Origin of the sequence: Curtobacterium flaccumfaciens, assembly GCF_018598405.1 — a bacterium.
GTDB classification, from domain to species: domain Bacteria; phylum Actinomycetota; class Actinomycetes; order Actinomycetales; family Microbacteriaceae; genus Curtobacterium; species Curtobacterium aurantiacum.
On the sequence record NZ_JAHEWS010000012.1, the window covers coordinates 14,917 to 32,272 of the forward strand.

Annotated in this window: 22 protein-coding genes; 15 read left to right on the forward strand and 7 right to left on the reverse strand. The window is 72.6% G+C overall.

Going from position 1 to position 17,356, the window contains the following annotated elements; translation table 11 throughout:
- Window positions 1-68: 68 nt before the first annotated feature.
- Window positions 69-671 (reverse strand): DapH/DapD/GlmU-related protein, encoded by a 603-nt coding sequence (locus tag KK097_RS18045; protein WP_250893427.1) that lies wholly within the window; start codon window positions 669-671, stop codon window positions 69-71.
- A gap of 119 nt (window positions 672-790) precedes the next feature.
- Window positions 791-1,747 (reverse strand): AraC family transcriptional regulator, encoded by a 957-nt coding sequence (locus tag KK097_RS18655; RefSeq protein ID WP_214544450.1) that lies wholly within the window; start codon window positions 1,745-1,747, stop codon window positions 791-793.
- A gap of 131 nt (window positions 1,748-1,878) precedes the next feature.
- Between KK097_RS18655 and KK097_RS09320 the strand changes: the two genes are divergently transcribed.
- A complete protein-coding gene (locus KK097_RS09320; protein ID WP_214544452.1) occupies window positions 1,879-2,208 on the forward strand; it encodes a hypothetical protein in 330 nt (109 codons plus the stop codon).
- A 15-nt stretch (window positions 2,209-2,223) separates the two neighbouring features.
- Here KK097_RS09320 and KK097_RS09325 read toward each other — a convergent pair whose 3' ends face one another.
- A complete protein-coding gene (locus KK097_RS09325; protein ID WP_214531407.1) occupies window positions 2,224-2,538 on the reverse strand; it encodes a hypothetical protein in 315 nt (104 codons plus the stop codon).
- A 189-nt stretch (window positions 2,539-2,727) separates the two neighbouring features.
- Between KK097_RS09325 and KK097_RS09330 the strand changes: the two genes are divergently transcribed.
- Window positions 2,728-3,561 carry an SDR family oxidoreductase gene (locus KK097_RS09330; protein ID WP_214531408.1) on the forward strand — a complete coding sequence of 278 codons (834 nt, stop codon included), beginning with the start codon at window positions 2,728-2,730 and terminating at the stop codon, window positions 3,559-3,561.
- 193 nt (window positions 3,562-3,754) lie between these two features.
- On the forward strand, window positions 3,755-4,252 hold the full coding sequence (locus tag KK097_RS09335; protein WP_214531409.1) for a hypothetical protein: 498 nt from the start codon (window positions 3,755-3,757) through the stop codon (window positions 4,250-4,252).
- Between the two features lie 28 nt (window positions 4,253-4,280).
- On the opposite strand, the gene KK097_RS09340 is transcribed toward KK097_RS09335, so the two are convergent.
- Window positions 4,281-4,619 (reverse strand): hypothetical protein, encoded by a 339-nt coding sequence (locus KK097_RS09340; RefSeq protein WP_214544454.1) that lies wholly within the window; start codon window positions 4,617-4,619, stop codon window positions 4,281-4,283.
- A 531-nt stretch (window positions 4,620-5,150) separates the two neighbouring features.
- Here KK097_RS09340 and KK097_RS09345 point away from each other — a divergent pair.
- Window positions 5,151-6,284, forward strand: a complete 1,134-nt coding sequence (locus KK097_RS09345) for a glycosyltransferase family 4 protein (RefSeq protein ID WP_214544456.1) — start codon at window positions 5,151-5,153, stop codon at window positions 6,282-6,284.
- A gap of 165 nt (window positions 6,285-6,449) precedes the next feature.
- Here the strand turns inward: KK097_RS09345 and KK097_RS09350 are convergent, their stop codons facing one another.
- Complete coding sequence (locus tag KK097_RS09350; RefSeq protein ID WP_214544458.1) at window positions 6,450-7,118, reverse strand: arsenate reductase/protein-tyrosine-phosphatase family protein; 669 nt, start codon at window positions 7,116-7,118, stop codon at window positions 6,450-6,452.
- Between the two features lie 45 nt (window positions 7,119-7,163).
- Between KK097_RS09350 and chrA the strand changes: the two genes are divergently transcribed.
- The 3 genes from chrA to KK097_RS09365 all read left to right on the forward strand — a co-directional run bounded on the left by chrA (window position 7,164) and on the right by KK097_RS09365 (window position 9,982).
- Window positions 7,164-8,384, forward strand: a complete 1,221-nt coding sequence (chrA, locus tag KK097_RS09355) for a chromate efflux transporter (protein WP_214544460.1) — start codon at window positions 7,164-7,166, stop codon at window positions 8,382-8,384.
- A gap of 13 nt (window positions 8,385-8,397) precedes the next feature.
- Complete coding sequence (locus KK097_RS09360) at window positions 8,398-8,793, forward strand: arsenate reductase ArsC (protein WP_214544462.1); 396 nt, start codon at window positions 8,398-8,400, stop codon at window positions 8,791-8,793.
- 229 nt (window positions 8,794-9,022) lie between these two features.
- Window positions 9,023-9,982, forward strand: a complete 960-nt coding sequence (locus tag KK097_RS09365; RefSeq protein WP_214544464.1) for a nuclear transport factor 2 family protein — start codon at window positions 9,023-9,025, stop codon at window positions 9,980-9,982.
- A gap of 24 nt (window positions 9,983-10,006) precedes the next feature.
- Here KK097_RS09365 and KK097_RS09370 read toward each other — a convergent pair whose 3' ends face one another.
- A complete protein-coding gene (locus KK097_RS09370; protein WP_214544466.1) occupies window positions 10,007-10,582 on the reverse strand; it encodes a GrpB family protein in 576 nt (191 codons plus the stop codon).
- Between the two features lie 105 nt (window positions 10,583-10,687).
- Between KK097_RS09370 and KK097_RS09375 the strand changes: the two genes are divergently transcribed.
- From KK097_RS09375 to KK097_RS09395, 5 genes are all read left to right on the forward strand, one after another.
- Window positions 10,688-11,536 carry an alpha/beta fold hydrolase gene (locus KK097_RS09375; protein WP_214544468.1) on the forward strand — a complete coding sequence of 283 codons (849 nt, stop codon included), beginning with the start codon at window positions 10,688-10,690 and terminating at the stop codon, window positions 11,534-11,536.
- Window positions 11,529-12,101 carry a TetR/AcrR family transcriptional regulator gene (locus KK097_RS09380; protein ID WP_214544469.1) on the forward strand — a complete coding sequence of 191 codons (573 nt, stop codon included), beginning with the start codon at window positions 11,529-11,531 and terminating at the stop codon, window positions 12,099-12,101. The genes KK097_RS09375 and KK097_RS09380 overlap by 8 nt, the downstream gene beginning before the upstream one ends.
- Complete coding sequence (locus tag KK097_RS09385) at window positions 12,098-12,520, forward strand: hypothetical protein (RefSeq protein ID WP_214544470.1); 423 nt, start codon at window positions 12,098-12,100, stop codon at window positions 12,518-12,520. Before KK097_RS09380 ends, KK097_RS09385 begins: the two co-directional genes overlap by 4 nt.
- A gap of 279 nt (window positions 12,521-12,799) precedes the next feature.
- Window positions 12,800-13,081 carry a hypothetical protein gene (locus KK097_RS09390; RefSeq protein ID WP_214544471.1) on the forward strand — a complete coding sequence of 94 codons (282 nt, stop codon included), beginning with the start codon at window positions 12,800-12,802 and terminating at the stop codon, window positions 13,079-13,081.
- Between the two features lie 129 nt (window positions 13,082-13,210).
- Window positions 13,211-13,738, forward strand: coding sequence for a COG4315 family predicted lipoprotein (locus KK097_RS09395; protein WP_111033552.1), 528 nt, complete (start codon window positions 13,211-13,213; stop codon window positions 13,736-13,738).
- A gap of 45 nt (window positions 13,739-13,783) precedes the next feature.
- Here the strand turns inward: KK097_RS09395 and KK097_RS09400 are convergent, their stop codons facing one another.
- Window positions 13,784-14,437: a TetR family transcriptional regulator gene (locus tag KK097_RS09400; RefSeq protein WP_214544472.1), complete on the reverse strand. Its 654-nt coding sequence runs from the start codon at window positions 14,435-14,437 to the stop codon at window positions 13,784-13,786.
- 188 nt (window positions 14,438-14,625) lie between these two features.
- Here KK097_RS09400 and KK097_RS09405 point away from each other — a divergent pair, with 188 nt between their 5' ends.
- The 3 genes from KK097_RS09405 to KK097_RS09415 all read left to right on the forward strand — a co-directional run bounded on the left by KK097_RS09405 (window position 14,626) and on the right by KK097_RS09415 (window position 17,234).
- Window positions 14,626-15,123: a hypothetical protein gene (locus KK097_RS09405; protein WP_214544473.1), complete on the forward strand. Its 498-nt coding sequence runs from the start codon at window positions 14,626-14,628 to the stop codon at window positions 15,121-15,123.
- Between the two features lie 3 nt (window positions 15,124-15,126).
- Window positions 15,127-15,936 (forward strand): trypsin-like serine protease, encoded by an 810-nt coding sequence (locus tag KK097_RS18660; protein WP_214544483.1) that lies wholly within the window; start codon window positions 15,127-15,129, stop codon window positions 15,934-15,936.
- A 191-nt stretch (window positions 15,937-16,127) separates the two neighbouring features.
- Window positions 16,128-17,234, forward strand: coding sequence for a tyrosine-protein phosphatase (locus tag KK097_RS09415; RefSeq protein ID WP_214544485.1), 1,107 nt, complete (start codon window positions 16,128-16,130; stop codon window positions 17,232-17,234).
- The last annotated feature ends 122 nt before the right edge of the window (window positions 17,235-17,356 follow it).

Genomic DNA, 17,356 nt, shown 5'->3' on the forward strand with positions numbered 1-17,356 from the left:
GCGTGTTGAGAACGGCACCGACGTCGGACGGGAGGCCCGTGGCGGCGCCGCCACGGGCCTCCCGACCCTCAGACGGTGGCGTCCACGACCGGCGGCCGCGCTGACGGGGCCAGCTCGCGGATCCGCTTGGCGGGGACGCCGGCGTAGACGCCGTACGCCGCCAGGCGGCCGACGACCACGGCCCCGGCGGCGACCACGACGTCGTGCTCGATGTGGGCCCCCGGCAGGACCGTGGCGCGACCGCCGATCCAGACGTGCTCCTCGATGACCACGGGGCGGCCGGTCGCGACGTCGCTCCACCGGCCCTCGGCGTCGATCTCGTGGTGACTCGTCATGATGAGCACCTGCATCCCGATCGCGGTGTTCGCGCCGATGGTCACGGGGGCCACGGCCTCGACGGTCACGTTCCGGTTGCAGAAGACGCCGCGGCCGATCGTGAGGTGCTTCGGGTTGCCGGTCAGCGAGAAGCCCGCACCCACGCCGGACTCGGCGCGGGACCCGGCGGCACGCAGCAGGAACCGTCGGACGATCCGGGGGAGCAACACCGACCCGAGCAGCGCCGTGAACACGAGGTGCTCCCGCGCGTGCGAGGCGTCCTCGACGAGCCGGCGGCCGAACGTCGAGGGGACGGGCGCCGAGGTCGGGCGGGGTGGTGCTGCTGAGCCGGCCATGGGGTCTCCAGTCGTCGTGGCTGCGTGTCCGTGCAGCGCAAACGTAGGGCGACGATCATCGTCGACCGGCCGGACGACGGGCGGTTGCGGGATTCTTGCGGGGCGGCGCGGCCGCGCGGCTAGGCGCGCGCGCCGTCCCGCGCGGAGGACGCCGTCTGCCGGGGCAGCTCGCCGAACTCCTCGCGGTAGCTGCCCGCGAACCGGCCCAGGTGGGCGAACCCGGTCGCCCGGGCGATCTCCGCGACGCTCCGGCCGTCCCCCGACTCGAGCTGTTCGCGCGCGAGCAGCAGCCGGATGCGGCGCAGGTACATCGTCGGGGTGATCCCGTGGTGTCGTTGGAACGCCGCCTGCACGCCGCGCACGCTCAAGCCCGCGGCCTCGGCGACGTCGTCGACGGTGATCGGCTCGGTGGCGTGCTCGAGCAGGAAGGTCTCGGCGCGGGCGAACCGTGCGGTGGCTGCCACAGCGGGTTCGTGCTGCCCGACCGGCCAGTGCGGGATGGCGGTGAGCAGGCCGCCCGCGGCGAACCGCGCGAGTTCCCGCTCGCGCTCGACCGGCACGGCGTCCGGCCCGGCCAGGACCTCCTGTGCGACGGACCGCACCATCAGCCACCATGCGGCCAGCGGTGCGCCCTCCGGGACGTGCCGCGGACGGAACTCGATGGGACCAGGAGCCCAGTCACCGCGCTCGGCTGCGACCTGCTCGACGATCGTGCGGTCGATGCGCAGGACGTCCTTGTTGCAGTCGATCCACCGGAACCGCTGGGGTCCTTGCCGGAAGAGCGTGGGCCGGCCGATCTTCACCGGGTTCTCGTCGAGCTGTGCCACACCCGACTTCATCCAGAAGATCATCATCGCGTCGCCCGGCTCGATCGCGCCGCTCAGCACCCCCGTGCAGCGGGTCGACTCGAGGGACAGCAGCGCAGTCCCGCGCACGCGTTCCTCGAACACGAACTCGGCGTCCGTCGGCTCGACCGACAGGCCGTGGGTGATGTGCGTGCGCGCCATCGCCTCGGCCGCGACCGACGGATCGGCGGTCTGGATCTCCCGCAACAGGCGGTGCATCGTCTCGGGCACGTGATGATCCTCCCGGCATCGTCGCGTCCGCGCAACGAGCGGCGCGCCGCGTCCGCGCAACGAGCGGCGCCGCGCGTACCTGTGCGGCGACCAGCAACCGGGCTGTTGGCTGTGCTGCAGGAGGTCGCCACATGAAGCAGATCCAGTACGACCGCTCGACGATCCTGACGAGCGACGACGTGGCCGACGCCGTGATCGAGTACGCCGCCGCCCTCGCCGGCGGCAACCGAGCCGACACGGTGGCGATCCCGGCCGTCGCCGAGGACGGCACCATGACGACCACCAAGGTGCTCATCGGCCCGTCGAGCCAGCTCGTCGTCGAGGACGCCGACGAGGACGAGCTCGAGCGCGAGGACGCGGTGTTCGTGGCACGGTTGCGTGCCGCCGCGCTGACGTTCGAGCACGACGACGTGATCCACGCGGACACCCGCGCGGACCTGACCGAGGGGCCGATGGCGTAGCGGCAGCGCGCGGGCTCAGCGCCCGATGTCCGGCGGATCCGCGCTGGTGTCGACGGCGAGCACGGCCTCGGTGCGTCGCCCGATCTCGAGCAGGAACGCGGCGCCCTCGGGTTCGAGGTCGTCGTCGGGTGCAGGTTCGATCGCGACCGGGATCCCCTGCGCGAGCAACACCTCGACGGTGCTCGCCACCCCGAAGTCGTCAGCGGTCGGGATCGACACGACGTCGCTCAGCCGGCTCTGGTGCAGCGCGGCCGCGTACCGGATCACCGCGTTCGCGATCGGATCGCTCGTCAGGACACGGACCGTGCCCGCGTAGTTCACGTACTTCACACTTGCTCCCTGGTGAAGAGGAGCATCCGCCGCGGTGACGGTTCCCTGATCCGGTGCCACGGTAGGCCGTCGTCGTGCCCGGCACACATCTTCGCCGACGAGACGGGGTACGCCTCGACCCTGGATCGGTGCTCAGTCGGGGTCGCCCACCATCGGGGGCGTCCAGGCAGACCGACCACAGGGAGAGACATGACCGAGCAGCAGCAGCCCCCGGGGAGCGACCAGGAACTCGCGCCGCAGGCCGACCACGGCGAGGAGTCGTACCGCGGTTCCGGCAAGCTCACGGGCAAACGCGCCGTCATCACGGGCGGGGACAGCGGCATCGGCAAGGCCGTCGCGATCGCGTTCGCCCGCGAGGGTGCCGACGTCCTGATCAGCTACCTGCCGGAAGAAGAGGACGACGCGCAGGACACCAAACGCTGGATCGAGGAGGCCGGTCGGAAGGCCGTGCTCTTCCCCGGCGACGTCAGCGACCCCGCGTACTGCCGATCGGTCATCGACCAGGCTGTCTCGGAGCTCGGCGGGCTCGACGTCCTCGTCAACAACGCCGCCTACCAGATGACCCACGAGACGATCGAGGAGATCAGCGACGAGGAGTGGGACCACACCCTCGCGACGAACCTCAGCGCCTACTTCCACCTGGTCAAGGCCGCGCTGCCGCACCTCGGACCGGGGTCGTCGATCATCGGTTCGAGCTCGGTGAACTCCGACAACCCGAAGCCGAACCTCGCCCCGTACGACGTCACGAAGGCGGGCGTCGCGAACCTGTCGGCCGCACTCGCGCAGCTGCTCGGCGAACGTGGCATCCGCGTGAACAGCGTCGCGCCCGGTCCGATCTGGACGCCGCTCATCCCCTCGACGATGCCGCCGGAGCAGGTCGAGCAGTTCGGCAAGCAGTCGCCGCTCGGCCGTCCCGGCCAGCCGGCCGAGCTCGCGCCCGTCTACGTGCTGCTCGCCAGTGACGACGGCAGCTACGTCTCCGGAGCGCGGGTCGCCGTCACCGGCGGCACCCCGATCCTGTAGCAGGCCGCCGGTCCGGCAACGGGCCGCCGGTCCGGCAACGGGCCGCCGGTCCGGCAACGGGCCGCCGGTTCCGCAACGGGACCAGGAGGCGGACGGGAGGCCCGGGGCACGTCGTGCACCGGGCCTCCCGTCCGCCGTCGGGGGACGCTGCTCCTGAATCCCCACCCACCGCCCGCGGCCTACGTTCAGGGCCATGTCCACGCGAGCGAAGACCGTCACGGCGCTGTTCGGTGCCGCCACCCTTGCCCTCATGCTCACCGCCTGCGACCCGGGCGGAGCGCAGAACATCAACCCCGTCGGCAAGGTGCCGGGCTCCGAGGAGAAGTCCCAGTCGGCGCAGTGCGACGTGGCCTCGAGCGCCGTGGTCGACATGATCGACGAGGCTGTCGGCTCGCACGACACCACGGAGTTCGCGAACACCCAGAAGGGTGACGGCGGTTGGTACCTCGGTGCGGCGATCGTCCCCGCCGACAGCAACGACTCGAACGACGACGAGGTCACGATCTGGGCGACCACCGCTGACCCCTCGGCCGACGACTTCGACGGGCCGCTGTACGCCGTGAACGACGTCGCCAAGCAGGCCGTCGCCGACGAGACGACCACCACCTCGGACGCGCCGTCGCCGTTCGCCGACGACTCGAAGGCCGCTGAGCAGGTCGAGAGCTGCGTCGTCGAGGCGTCCGACCGCTAGTCGTCGGGATGGATGGTCCCGTGGCCGATCAGCCCTTGGGCTGGTCGGCCACCTGCACGTCCACGTGGTAGTCGTCGCCGCCGTCGGTGCTGATCGTCGACACCGAGTCGTAGACCACGTCGTAGCCGGCGGTGTTCACGTCGCAGTGCACCTCGGCACCGTCCTCGATCGCGATGTCGTCCTCGCCGCAGTCGACCTCGGGGGTCGCGTCGGAGATGTCCGCCAACGCGTCGACGACGACCCGCTCGAAGGCGTCCGGTGTGACGGTCCGGGACGCCGACGACGATGCCCACACCGTGCACCCGCTGAGCGTCACCGCCAGGGCGATCGTCGCGGTGAGTGCGGTGATGGCGCGCTGGTGCTGCATGGTGTCCCCCGTGGTCCCCTGGCCGCTGCTCGCCCCGAGATCGGGGACCGGCCGTTCCTCGACGATAGCGGGAAGGTGCGAGGACGTCTGCCACGAGTTCGGGTCAGGAGCAGACGTCCTCGCGCTACGACGCCGTCGGGTTCGACGCGGTGGTCATGACGAGGCCAGCCCGGGAACGGGGGTCGGGCACCCGCCGGTAGGGCCCGGCGGGGTAGCTTCCCGCGACTGTACGACGACCACGGCTCCGACCTGTACAGGGTCCGCAAGAACCGGACATCTTCCGCCCGTCCGTCGCGCACCCCGGACTGGACGTACGCCTGGGGAGTCGTGAAGGCCCGCTCAGCAGCAGAGCGCTTTACTAGACGATCGTCTTCTGAACGCCTACGGTTCCCAGCACCCCGTCCCGCTCCGACCCGTGAGAGATCGCATGCGTCCCCTGCGCCAGACCACCCCCTCCCCCCAGACCGGCCGTTGACGGTGGGGGCTGCGAAGATCACGGTCCTGCTGGTCAGCGACTTCCCCCTGTCAGCGATGCGTCGCGAACGGGCCGCCCTGGTCCAGCAGGCGAAGGCCTTCGCCGAGTCCGGGCACGTCGTCTGGGTCGCGACTCCCCCGACGAGCGACACCGCCGATCTACGGAAGTCCGGCGTCCGACTGGCCGAGGTCGAGCCGTCGATCACCGTTCCGGGGGCGGACCTGCCGGTGGTCCGCAACTCCGTCCGGGTACGCCGGTCCCTCGGCACGCTGATGTTCGAGGAGCGGATCGGTCTCGTCGTCACGCACTCGGACTTCGGTCTCGCCGCCTCTGCCCTGACCACGGCACGCTCCCTCGGTCTGCCGACGATCCACACCGTGCACGGTTCCGTACCGTTCCGGGGGCGGACCGCGGCGGCGCTCGCCCCCCTCGCACAGCACACCCACCGCGTCGTGACCGGGCTCCGGCCCACACGGCACCGCACCACGGGGCGCGCCATGGACGACGCGCGCCGGAACATGACCGTTGCCGTCTCCCGGGCCGCCGACGTCGTCGTCACCTCGACGACGCGACAGGCCGCGGTCCTGCGGGCCGCCGGCCTGCAGGAGGTACACGTCGTGCCCAACGCCCTCGGCAACCGACCGGTCACCCCACCGCCGGCGCCGGAGACCGGCCCGCTCCGCCTCGTCTGGGCGTCGCGCTTCACCCCGGACAAGCGCCTCGACGTCCTCTTCAACGCGATCCGGCTGGTGGAGATCCGGCTCGGGGCCCACGCCGTGCGGGTCGACGTCGCCGGCGGGACCGTCCCCCCGACCCGTACGCCGGTGTCGGTCCGGGTGCACGGCCGCCTGCCGCTGCAGGGCGTCCACGACCTGCTGCTGTGCGGGCACGCTGCGGTGGTCTGCTCGCTCGAGCACGACGGCCAGCCGATGACCGCGCTGGAAGCGTTCCGGGACCACCGTCCGGTCATCGTCTCCGACATCCGCCTGGCGAGCGAGTTCGGCTCCGCCGCCGTCCTGACCGACGACGAGACCGCGTTCGGGCTCGCCACGACCATCATCGAACTCGCCTCCGACCGGGCACTGCTCGCTCCGCACACCGCCGCCGCGATCGAGCACGCCCGCCGCGCGACGTCGGAACGGCACACCGATCAGGTCCTCCGGCTGGTCGTCGACAGCCGCCGGTCCTGAGCGCGGGCTCCCCCGCGAGCGCGCGCCGCCCTGGGCGCATCACGCGACGGACGGGAGGCACGGTGCGGGCCCGCCCCGTGCCTCCCGTCCGTAGGTGGTCGAGCAAGGAGAACGCCCCGATGAGGAGGGGGGATCTCATCGGGGCGTTCCGTTCGTGGGGCCGCGTCAGGCGGCGAGACGCTCAGCGAGCGCCGTGGCGCGGGACCGGAGGTCCGCGTAGGTGGCCTCGTACGCGCCCGGCGTGCCGACGCGCGAGGGGTTCGGCAGCGACCAGTGCAGGCTGTCGCCGTCGTCGATCGACTCGTGCGCGCGGTCGCAGACCGTGACGACGAGGTCCCCGTCGGCGACGAGGTCGCGGAAGGCACGCGGGACGTGGTCGCCGAGGTCGAGACCGTGGCGCTCGCCGACGGCGACCGCCCCCGGCGCGATGGCCGCGGCCGGACGCGTCCCGCCGGACAGGGACCGGACGTCGCTGACCTGCGCCCAGACGCCCGCGGCCAGCGGGGAGCGCGACGAGTTGCCGGTGCAGACGAACAGCACGCGGGACACCGGCCCCGGCACCGCCGCCGACCCGTGCGGGACACCGATCGGCTCGAGGTGCAGGTAGCTGCGTCGGCCGTCGCCGTCGGAGCGTCGGCGGCTGACGAGTCCGGCCTGTTCGAGGACCCGCAGGTGGTGTGCCAGCAGCGGCGCCGAGAGCCCGAGGGCGGCCCGCACCTCGCTCGGGCTGGCGTCGGACGCGGCGAGCAGGTCGACGATCGCCAGGCGGGCGACGTCGCCGAGGGCCGCGTGCTGCGCCGCGCGCCGCTCGAGGTCCTGCTGCCGGATGTTCATCGGTTCAATGTTGACTGAACCATCTGCCGTCGTCAAGATGAGCGGGTGACGACGAGCCCCGAGCCCCTGCGGTCGTCCGTGACGTCGGTGTTCCTGGTGTTCCTGCGGCTCGGACTGACCTCGTTCGGCGGACCGGTCGCACACCTCGGGTACTTCCGCGAGGCCTTCGTGGTCCGGCGGCGCTGGCTGAGCGACGACGCCTACGCCGACCTCGTCGCGCTGTGCCAGTTCCTGCCCGGGCCGGCGTCGAGCCAGGTCGGGATGGCGCTCGGGCTGCAGCGCGCCGGCCTGCTCGGGCTGCTCGCCGCCTGGTGCGGGTTCACGCTGCCGTCCGCGGTCCTGCTCGTGGCCTTCGCCCTCCTCGTGTCCGGAGCACCCGACCTCGCCGGAGCCGGCTGGCTGCTCGGACTGCAGGCCGCCGCCGCTGCGGTCGTGGCGCAGGCCGTGCTCGGCATGGCGCGCTCGCTCACACCGGACCGCCGTCGGGCGACCATCGCGGCCGCCGCTGCGATCACGGTGCTGCTCGTCCCCGGCCCGGGGCCGCAGGTCGCGGTGATCGCGGTGTGCGGTGTGGTCGGCGTGCTGTGGCTGAGTCGGGTCGTCGGCCCGGTCGACGAGGTCGCAGGCACCGAGGACGCCGGCTCCCAGCTCGCCGTGCGGCTCCCCCGCTGGGTCGCGGTGTCGGCGCTCGCCGTGTTCGCCGTCCTGCTCGTCGTGGCACCGATCGCCGCGAGCGGCACCGGGGCCGTCCGCCTGTTCGGGGTCTTCGCGCAGGCGGGCTCGTTGGTCTTCGGCGGCGGGCACGTCGTCCTGCCGCTGCTCGAGTCCCAGACCGTGGCCACGCACCTGGTGGGCCACGCGGACTTCCTGGCCGGGTACGGCGCCGCACAGGCCGTGCCCGGGCCGCTCTTCACCTTCGCCGCGTACCTCGGTGCCGTCGCCGACGGCAGTCCGAGCGGACTCGTCGGCGCTGCGGTGGCCCTCGTCGCGATCTTCCTGCCTGCGGCACTCCTGGTCGTCGGGGCGCTGCCGTTCTGGCACGCCCTGCGCGCCCTGCCGTGGGCCCGCCGCGTGCTGGCCGGCGTCAACGCGGGGGTCGTCGGACTGCTCGCCGCAGCCCTGTGGGACCCCGTCATCACCGGGGGGGTCCGCTCGGCACCGGCACTGGCGCTGGCCGTCGCGGCCTTCATCGCCCTCACCCGCTGGTCCGCTCCCCCGTGGGCCGTCGTCATCGGAGCCGGCCTGCTCGGCGCCGTCGTCCTCTGATCGGAGCACCCGCATGCCCACCGTCCTGTTCGTCTGCGTCCACAACGCCGGCCGTTCCCAGATGGCCGCCGGCTTCCTGCAGCACCTGGCGGGCGACCGCGTCGACGTCCGGAGCGCCGGCTCCGAACCGGCCGACCAGCTCAACCCCGTGGTCGTCGCGGCCATGCTCGAGGAGGGCATCGACATCCGGCGCGAGCAGCCCGCGCTGCTCAGCACCGACGCGGTGCGCGCCGCGGACGTCGTGATCACGATGGGCTGCGGCGACGCGTGCCCGGTGTTCCCGGGCAAGCGCTACGAGGACTGGGAGCTGACCGACCCCGCCGGGCTCGGCCTCGACGCCGTCCGGCCGATCCGTGACGACGTGCGGGCGCGCGTGCAGGAGCTGCTCGCCGGGCTTGCCATCGCCTGAACGGCGGGGTGAGCCGTCCCACAGGTCCGGGCCGTCGATCACCAGCGCAAGCGGGTCACCCTGGCAGCGTGCGCACAGGCCGCCCAGGAGGCCCGCACCGCGCCTGAGAAGTCGGTCACGGTCACGGCGCGTGGCGGCTCCAGGGCAGGCGGCGGCGCCCAGGGTCCGGTTCCATCGTTCTGCCGTGCAGACGACATCACTTCTCCCCATCATCGCCAAGGCGTGTGCGGTGGCAGCTCCGGTCGCCATCGCCGTGTCGCTCGTGGCCGGTCCGGCCGTGGCGGCCCCCCTCCACACCTCCACCTCCACCTCCGTCACCACGGCGACCTCCGCGCACCACGCGGTGGACCGTGCGGCGCGGACGACCTCGGGCGGCACGGCGGTCTCGCGGCACGACCGTCGCGCCGAGCAGCGCAACGAGGCCACGGTCCGGCACCTGTTCCGGTGCGCGTTCCGGTCCCCCGCGTCCGCGAAGGCCCGTGCGGCTGCACGGACCGCCGTCGCGACCGGTGCCGTCGCCCACGGTGCGACGAGCGCCTCGGGTCCGGCCGCACTGCTCGCCGAGTTCACCGCCGACCGCGCCCGCGTGCCCGGCGCCCACGCGGTGATCAAGCACGTCGCCGGTGACGCCGATCTGGTGGCCGTGCACTGGCAGATCACCGCGAAGCCGACGGACGAACGCACCGGTGACGCCGCCGTCGACCTCTTCCGCATGCGCAACGGTCGCATCAGCGAGTGGTGGGCGCTCCGCCAGGCCGTACCGACCGGCACCCCGGCCAGCGGCAACACGAACAGCATGTTCAGCGACCTGTACCCGGCCGCGAAGCGCGACCGCCACCTGACCGAGCGGCAGGAGGAGCACAACCGGGTGCTCGCGGTGACCGCGTACGACCGACTGTTCCGCGACCACGACGTGTCCGTGCTGGACGAGCGGTTCGACCCGGCGTACCTGCAGCACAACTCGGTCGCGGCGAACGGCACCGCCGCGCTCAAGCAGTTCTTCGCCGGCAGCGCCGCGCAGAGCCTGCCGAAGCAGGAGTCCGTCATCTCACTCGCCGACGGCGACCTGGTGTGGACGTTCTCGAAGCAGGTCGGGGCGAAGGCCGACGCACCGTTCGGCGCCGCCGACCTGTTCCGCGTCGACGGCAACCTGATCCGCGAGCACTGGGACGTCGTCCCGACGAGCTGAGGCTCGACACCGGAGCCGCGCGTCTCAGGACGCGCGGCTCCTTCGCGCCCGCTCCTTGATCGCGGCGATCACCGCGGTCTTCGCGTCGGCGTACTCGTTCATGTCGCCCCAGCTCCGGTCGAGCAACTCCCGCTTGGTGCGCTCGTACAGCGCCCGGTCACAGGCGTCAGCGCGCAGGTGGTCCCGGAGCAGCAGGTACTCGTCGATCGCGGTGGCACCCCGCTCGTAGACGTGCACGTGGACGTCACGGGCGGGCGTCCGGACCAGGCGGTGGCCGGGTTCACGGACGCGGAGCTCGTACCCGGCGGCGAGCAGCGGGTCGAGGTACGTGGCCTCGTCGGTGATGTCGGGGACGACCACCACGATGTCGACGATCGGTTTCGCTGCCAGGCCGGGGACGGCCGTGGAACCGATGTGCTCGACGACCGGAGCGTCCGTACCGGAGCCGGGGAGGGCCTCCAGGATGCGTCGCCGGTGATCCGCGAAGACCGCAGCCCACCCGGCGTCCGGTGGGTGGAGGGTCACGGTGACCGGCTCCGGACCGCCGATGATCTCGACGGTCGTGACGTCCTGCCGGGGGTGGTCTGCGTCGTGGTGCACCCGGACATGATCGCAGCACCCGGAGCGAAGACGAGAGCTGTGCTTGACTTTTTGGCTACGGGTATTAGCCTTTGAGTTACTACCTGTAGCCGAAGGAGCCACGTCATGCTCGAACACCTGGACACCGAGGGCGGCACGATCGCCTACGACCTCTCCGGAACAGGGCCGCTCGTGGTCCTCGCCCACGGCATGGGCGACAGCCGGCACGCCTACCGCTTCGTCGTGCCGGAGCTCGTCGCGGCCGGCTACCGGGTGGCGAACGTCGACCTCCGCGGTTGCGGCGACTCGAGCACCGGGTGGGCGGGCTACGAGCGCGCCGACATCGCTCGCGACCTCGTCGCGGTCGCCCGACACCTCGGTGGCCCGGCCGTGATCGTCGGGCAGTCCATCAGCGGGGGTGCGGCGACGATCGCCGCAGCGACCGCCCCGGACCTGGTCGCGGGCATCGTCGAACTGGCGCCGTTCACGCGCAAGCAGTCCGTCGACCTGGGCGGACTCCTGCGCAACCGCCGACACCGAGCCGGCACCGTCCAGCTCGCGCGGGTCATGACGAGCGGCAGCCTGCCCGGCTGGCTCGCGTACCTCGACATCGCGGTCCCCGCCAAGCCCGCTGACTGGGCGACGGAGCGCAGCAGGATCGAGACGACCCTGCGGCAACCGGAGCGAATGGCGGTCCTCCGCGCCATGACCCGGACGTCATCCGCCGACGCCGGCGAGCAACTGGGTGCCGTCCGGTGCCCCGTGCTGGTCGTCGAGGGCAGTGCCGACCCGGACTGGGCCGACCCCCGCGCCGAGGGCGAGCGGATCCTCGCCGACCTGCCCGACGGCCTCGGGGAGCTCGCCGTGATCGAGAGCGCCGGTCACTACCCCCACACCGAGACGCCGGCTGCACTCCTCGCCCTGCTGCTGCCGTTCCTCGCCCGCACGCTCCCCGCCGCAGGCCCCGTTGCCTAGGGCGGGGCTCGACCCGGCGACCGTCACCGACGCGGCGGCGACGCTGGCCGACGAGATCGGCCTCGCCCAGCTGAGCATGAGCGTCGTCGCCGACCGCCTCGGGGTGAAGGCACCGTCGCTGTACAAGCACGTGGACGGACTCGGCGACCTCACCCGCCGGATCGCGATCCTCGGGGCGAACGAACTCGGTGACGCACTCCGCGACGCCATGCAGGGACGCAGCGGCCGCAGCGCGATCGAGGCGGCGGTGCAGACCGTCCGCCGGAGCGTGCGGGAGCACCCGGCGCGGTACCAGGCGGCCGTGACCGTCCGGCCGACCGATGCCGAGGACCCCCTGGCGGTCGCACTCGGCCGCACCCTGGCCTCCTTCGCCGCGGCGCTCCGCGACTACCCACTCGACCCGGCTGAAGAGGTCCACGCCCTCCGGGTGCTCCGCAGCGTCCTGCACGGGTTCGCCACGATCGAGGCGTCCGGCGGGTTCCAGATGGACACGGACGTCGATGCGAGTGCTGCGTGGATGGTCGACTTCCTGGACCGCGGCTTCCGTGCCGCGACCACACGATGACCGTCACCACGGCGGCGCGCCCGCCGAGGCCCGTCGGTCACGGCCCGGTCGGTGGCGGCCTGCGGTTCCTGGCGGAGCTCGTCGCGTGGGTGGCCGTGCCCTGGGCGCTCTGGCCCCACTCGCCGGTGCTCGCGATCGCCGCCGTCCTGGTCCTCGTCGTGCCGCCGGCGGTGTTCGGCACCCCGGGCGACCGCCCCGGCGGTGACCCGCCGGTCGCGGCACCGGGGATGGTCACGATCGCTTCGGTCCTCGCGCACCTCGTGGGGGCGGTCGCGGCAGCCTGGGCCGTGTGGCCGACGGCGGTCGCGATCGTCGTCACCGTCCTGTGCATCGCCGTCGTCGTCTCGGAACAGCCGCGGTGGCGCGCGCTGGTGCGGCGCGAGCGCGAGCGCACAGACGATCGTCTGGCCAAGCGGTAGCGTGAGCTTGGCGACTTCCGCCACAGCCGTCCACGAAGGGGCCGACCATGCCGCGGAGCACCGATCGGGTCCGGGCGTCTCCGATCGTCCTCGCCGTGGGGATCGCTGCGCTCGCCGTCGCCCTCGCCCTGCCCGCACCGTCACCGACCACGCCGGGTCCCGAGACGATCGGGCCTCGGCGCATCCGGCGCACTCGGCGCCGCACTCGGGGCACCGCCCGTGACGAGTGGCGCGCACCGGTTCGCGATCCGCCCACCACGGACGGTCCGCACCAGCGGAGTGGTCAGGGTACGGTTCGCCGGACTGGGCACCCCCGGTGCCGTCGTCGTCGTCCACTACGGCAGCCCCGGGGACGACTCCGGGAACGAGCGCGTCGCGGAGATCGAGCCGGGCAGCAGCGCCGTCGGCTCGACCGGCCGGTTCGCCTTCACGGCGGCGCTGCCCGAGCTGCCCCGTGGAGCCGACCGGGCGTCCTGGAGCGCCCGCCTGATCGACCCCGCGTCACTCGACGTCCTCGGCCGTGTCGAGGGCGTTCACCTCGTCGAGCACACCGAGCACTGACCACCGATCCACGGCCGGCACGATGAGAGGGCGCGCAGGGTGCTGGCTCCCGCCTCGTCCTGCGGTTACGTTCGCTAGACGAACGTCTGGCCAGCAGTCAGCGGCGAGACCTGACCTCGAGGAGCCCCCGTGTCGACACCCCACCGCACCCCGTCATCCCGACCCGCGTCCATCGCACTCGGGGCCGCACTGCTCCTGACCCTCGGCCTCGCCGGCTGCTCCACGGCCGGATCCGCAGCGCCATCACCCTCTCCGTCCCCCGCCGCGCAGGGCGACGCTCCCGCGACGACCGACTCGTCACCGTCGGTCGACGTGACCGTCGCCGCGACGACACTCGGCAAGGTCGTCGTCGACGGCAAGGGCATGACCGCCTACTACTTCGACGCCGACGTCAAGGACTCCGGCAAGAGCACCTGCACCGGTGGCTGCGCGACCGCGTGGCCCGCGATCGAGGCGACGACGGCGACACCCAAGGTGTCCGGCATCACCGGCAAGGTCGGCACCATCACGGGCGTGGACGGTGGACGGCAGATCACGATCGACGGCCGACCGATCTACACCTTCATCGGGGACAAGAAGGCCGGTGACGTGACGGGTCAGGGCGACAAGGGCGTCTGGTACGTCGTGAACCCGGACGGCTCCGAGCAGAAGAAGTAGGCCACGCACCCCGGCGGGACGGCAGGGATGCCACGCCCGCCGGGGTCAGCCCTCGGCCTCGGCCGGATGTCCGCCCACGCGCACGGGCTCCACCTGCTCGAGCAGCGCGTGCACACCCGGCAGACCGAGCCCGGTGAACAGCGCCGCCCACAGATCCCGGAGCTGCCCCTCGGTGTCCCGCGTCAGCCGGGCGCTCGTCCGGGCCCACATCACCCCGAAGGTCGACGTCAGCACGAGGTCCGCCGCACGTGCCCACTCGGGGTCGGTGGCCGGTCCGGTGCCACCGCTCGAAGCCGACAGGTGCCGACGGACGTAGTCGTCCCACGTGAAGACCCGTGGAATCACCTCCCCCGCACCGCGGAGTTCGTGACTCAGGCGGATCGCGCCGGCAGCCACCGGACACCGTATGGCGTCGGAACAGGCGGACGTGAGCATGACGAGCAGGTGCTCGAGCCCCTCGGGCTGCCGGATCAGCGAGTCGATCGCCGCCCAGCGCGCCTGCTGCCGCTCGATGACCGCGGAGGCGAGTTCGTGCTTGGACGAGAACACGTGGTAGCCGATCGCCGACTTCGGGCGGTCCATCGCGGCGGCGACCCGTGCGAACGAGGTCCCCGCGTAGCCGTGGCTCGCGAACACCGCCGCCGCAGCCTCGATGATCTGCTCGCGGGTCCGGGTCTTCGCCTGCTGCCGCTGGTTCATCGCACTCCTCGGTCGGGTCTTGGTTCATCATACGAACGTCTGACCAGGAGTCGGCAGCGGTCGCACCGGGCGCAATACCTCTGATCCCCTCAGCTTCAGGATTTCGCTAGACGATCGTCTAGCACGTTGTTAGCGTTCACGCACACCGGGCCACCCCGGCCCATCCCCCCACGAAGCGAGGAGTCCCCATGCGTTCGACCCCGTCCACCCACCGCTCCCCGTCGGTCCGCCGACTGACCGTGATCGCGACCTGCGTCACCCTCGGCGGTGCGCTCGCCGCCGGCGTCCTGGTCCCCGCGCAGGCCGGAGCCGCCACGATCTCCCACACGGCGCACGCCACACACACCTCGCCCCGGGCTGCGACCGTGGCGTTCACCGCGAAGACCCACGGCGGGCCCGACCGGAAGAGCTTCACCGGCATCACCTTCGCCGGGACCGGGAAGCCCGGGACCCTGGTCATCGTCTACTACGACGCACCGGGCAAGCCGCGGGGCCTGTTCAACAAGCACATCGCCGAGGTCACCTCGGGCGACGACGTCGTCAGCGCCAGCGGCCACTACCGCTTCACCGCAGCGTTCCCGGACCTGCCGCGCGGCACCACGACACTGCACTGGCACGCCCGTCTCAGCGACCCGGACACCCTGTCGGTGATCGGACGCGTCAACGGCACCCGCACGCTCGGCTGACCCGTGACCCGCCACGCGCAACCGGCGCTCGTCCGCTCCCTGGCCGTCGCGGTGTCACTTGCCGCCGTCGTCGGGGCCACCCTCACCGGGGCTCCGTCGGCCTCGGCCACCACGAACAACCCCGACCGGGTCGCAGCGCCGATCATCGCCGGCACCGAGGTCGGTGTCCCCGGCGGGTCCTGCACGGTCGGTGCCGTGCTGTCCGCCAAGGGGTTCCGGAGCCAGCTCAAGCAGTACCAGCGAGCGACCCGGTGGGTCGTGCTCGCGAAGCACTGCGCGCCGCTGCAGGCTCCCGTGCAGCTCGACGGCGCGACCGTCGGCAACGTGGTCTGGCAGTCCGCGGAGTCGGACCTCGAACTCGCCGTCGTCCCGCCCCTGGCGTGCACCCGGGCCCGGGCGGCGACCGGCTCGTGCGACCAGTCCGTCGCAACGTGGACGCCCCGGGCATCGGGTCGCGTGTTCAACCGGGTGGACGGGGGCCTGGCACGCGCCGCCGTCACCGGCATCGGCAAGCCTGATGCCGATCCCTTCTGCACCAGCGGTGCGGCGAGCGGGCTGCTCTGCTCATGGACGGCCACACGCGTGCCGGCAGGGAGCCATCCCGGCGTGCAGCACCTCGCCGCCGCGCGCGCCGGCGCCGGCATCGAGCCGGGTGACGCCGGCGGACCGGTGCTCAGCGCCACGAACCGGCTCTACGGGATCATCTCGGGCAGCTCGACGAAGGCAGCGACCAGCACGACCGTGATGCTCTACACACCCGTGCAGCAGATGCTCACCGAGCTGTTCCGGTACCGGCTGGCCCCGGCGTCCTGAGTGGGCCGCGGACGGGTCAACACCCGCCCGCGGCCGGTTGGGCGACTGAGCGCTGCCTCATGACCCGGACACGCCCCGGCCACCTCGGCGCCACACCGCCGACGACCCGCGCCGCGATCCTGCGGGGAGCCGGACGCCACCACGTCCGGCTCCCCACGACCCCCGGGTCCTGATCAGATCGAGGTTGCCCCGTGTCCCCGCTCCGCCGCTCCCCACTCACCCACTCCGCACTCACCGGTTCCCCGCGCACCACCCGCGTCGCAGCGACCGCCCTCGCCGGCCTGGCCGTCGTCGCCTCCGCCGCGTTCTCCGTCACGGCCGCCCACGCCGACACCACCCTGCAGCCGGCGTTCACCGCCGCCGACCACCCGGTCACCGACGTCCCCGGTCTGGTCAACGGCCGCGAAATCGCCGCGGTCCACGGACGGTCGGGGCAGACCGTGAACGCCCCGCGCCTGATCCGCTCCGAGTCACTCGACAAGATCACCGCCGCCGGGGCCACGACCCTGGCCGACGAGTACCACGTCGACCTCGTCGTCGACCTGCGCACCCCGTCCCAGATCGCCGCGAAGCCGGACGTCGCGATCCCGGGTGCACGCCACGTCGACATCTCGATGTTCGGCGCGGACGGCGACTACAGCGACGACACCGCGATGTACCACGACCTGGTCGACAAGGGCCGGGTCGACCAGGCGACACCCGGGTCGATGATCACCGCGTACCGCCGCGTGCTGCGGATCCTCGCCACGCACACCAGCGGCACGGTCCTGATCCACTGCTCCCACGGCATGGACCGCACCGGCACCGTGGTGGACCTGCTCGACCGGGTGCTCGGCGTGGACAGCGCGGACATCCTGCACGACTACCTGCTCTCGAACACGCAGCTCGGCGTGACCTGGGCGACACCGCAGCTGCTGCAGGGCACCTTCGAGCAGGACATCGCGACCGAGTACGGCGGCATGGGCTCGTACCTGACCGACACGATCGGCGTGACCAAGCACGAGGCCGCCGCCCTGCGCGAGCGTTTCCTCGTGTCGAACGACGCCACCGTGTCCTCGATCGCGGTCGCCGGCGTGCGTGTCCACCTGCCCGCCGCTGCCTCGTCGCACGGTGCGACCGTGACCGCCCCGGTCCGGACGCTGCGCGTCGCCGACGTCCACGTGCACACCACGAACCCGAACGCGGTCGCCACAGTGCACGTGTCCGGCCGGACGGCACGCATCACGGTCACCGCCCAGGACGGCACCACGAAGGAGGAGTACCGCCTGACGGTCCGTCGCCCGGCGACGAAGCGCTGACCCGGCACCCACACCGACCGCCCGCGCGCCGCGCCGGGCGGTCGGCGTGACCAACTGTTCACCACCACCGTCGCCCGGTCCGGGCGTCCCTCCGGCTACCGTGACAGTCGTGCAGTCCTCCA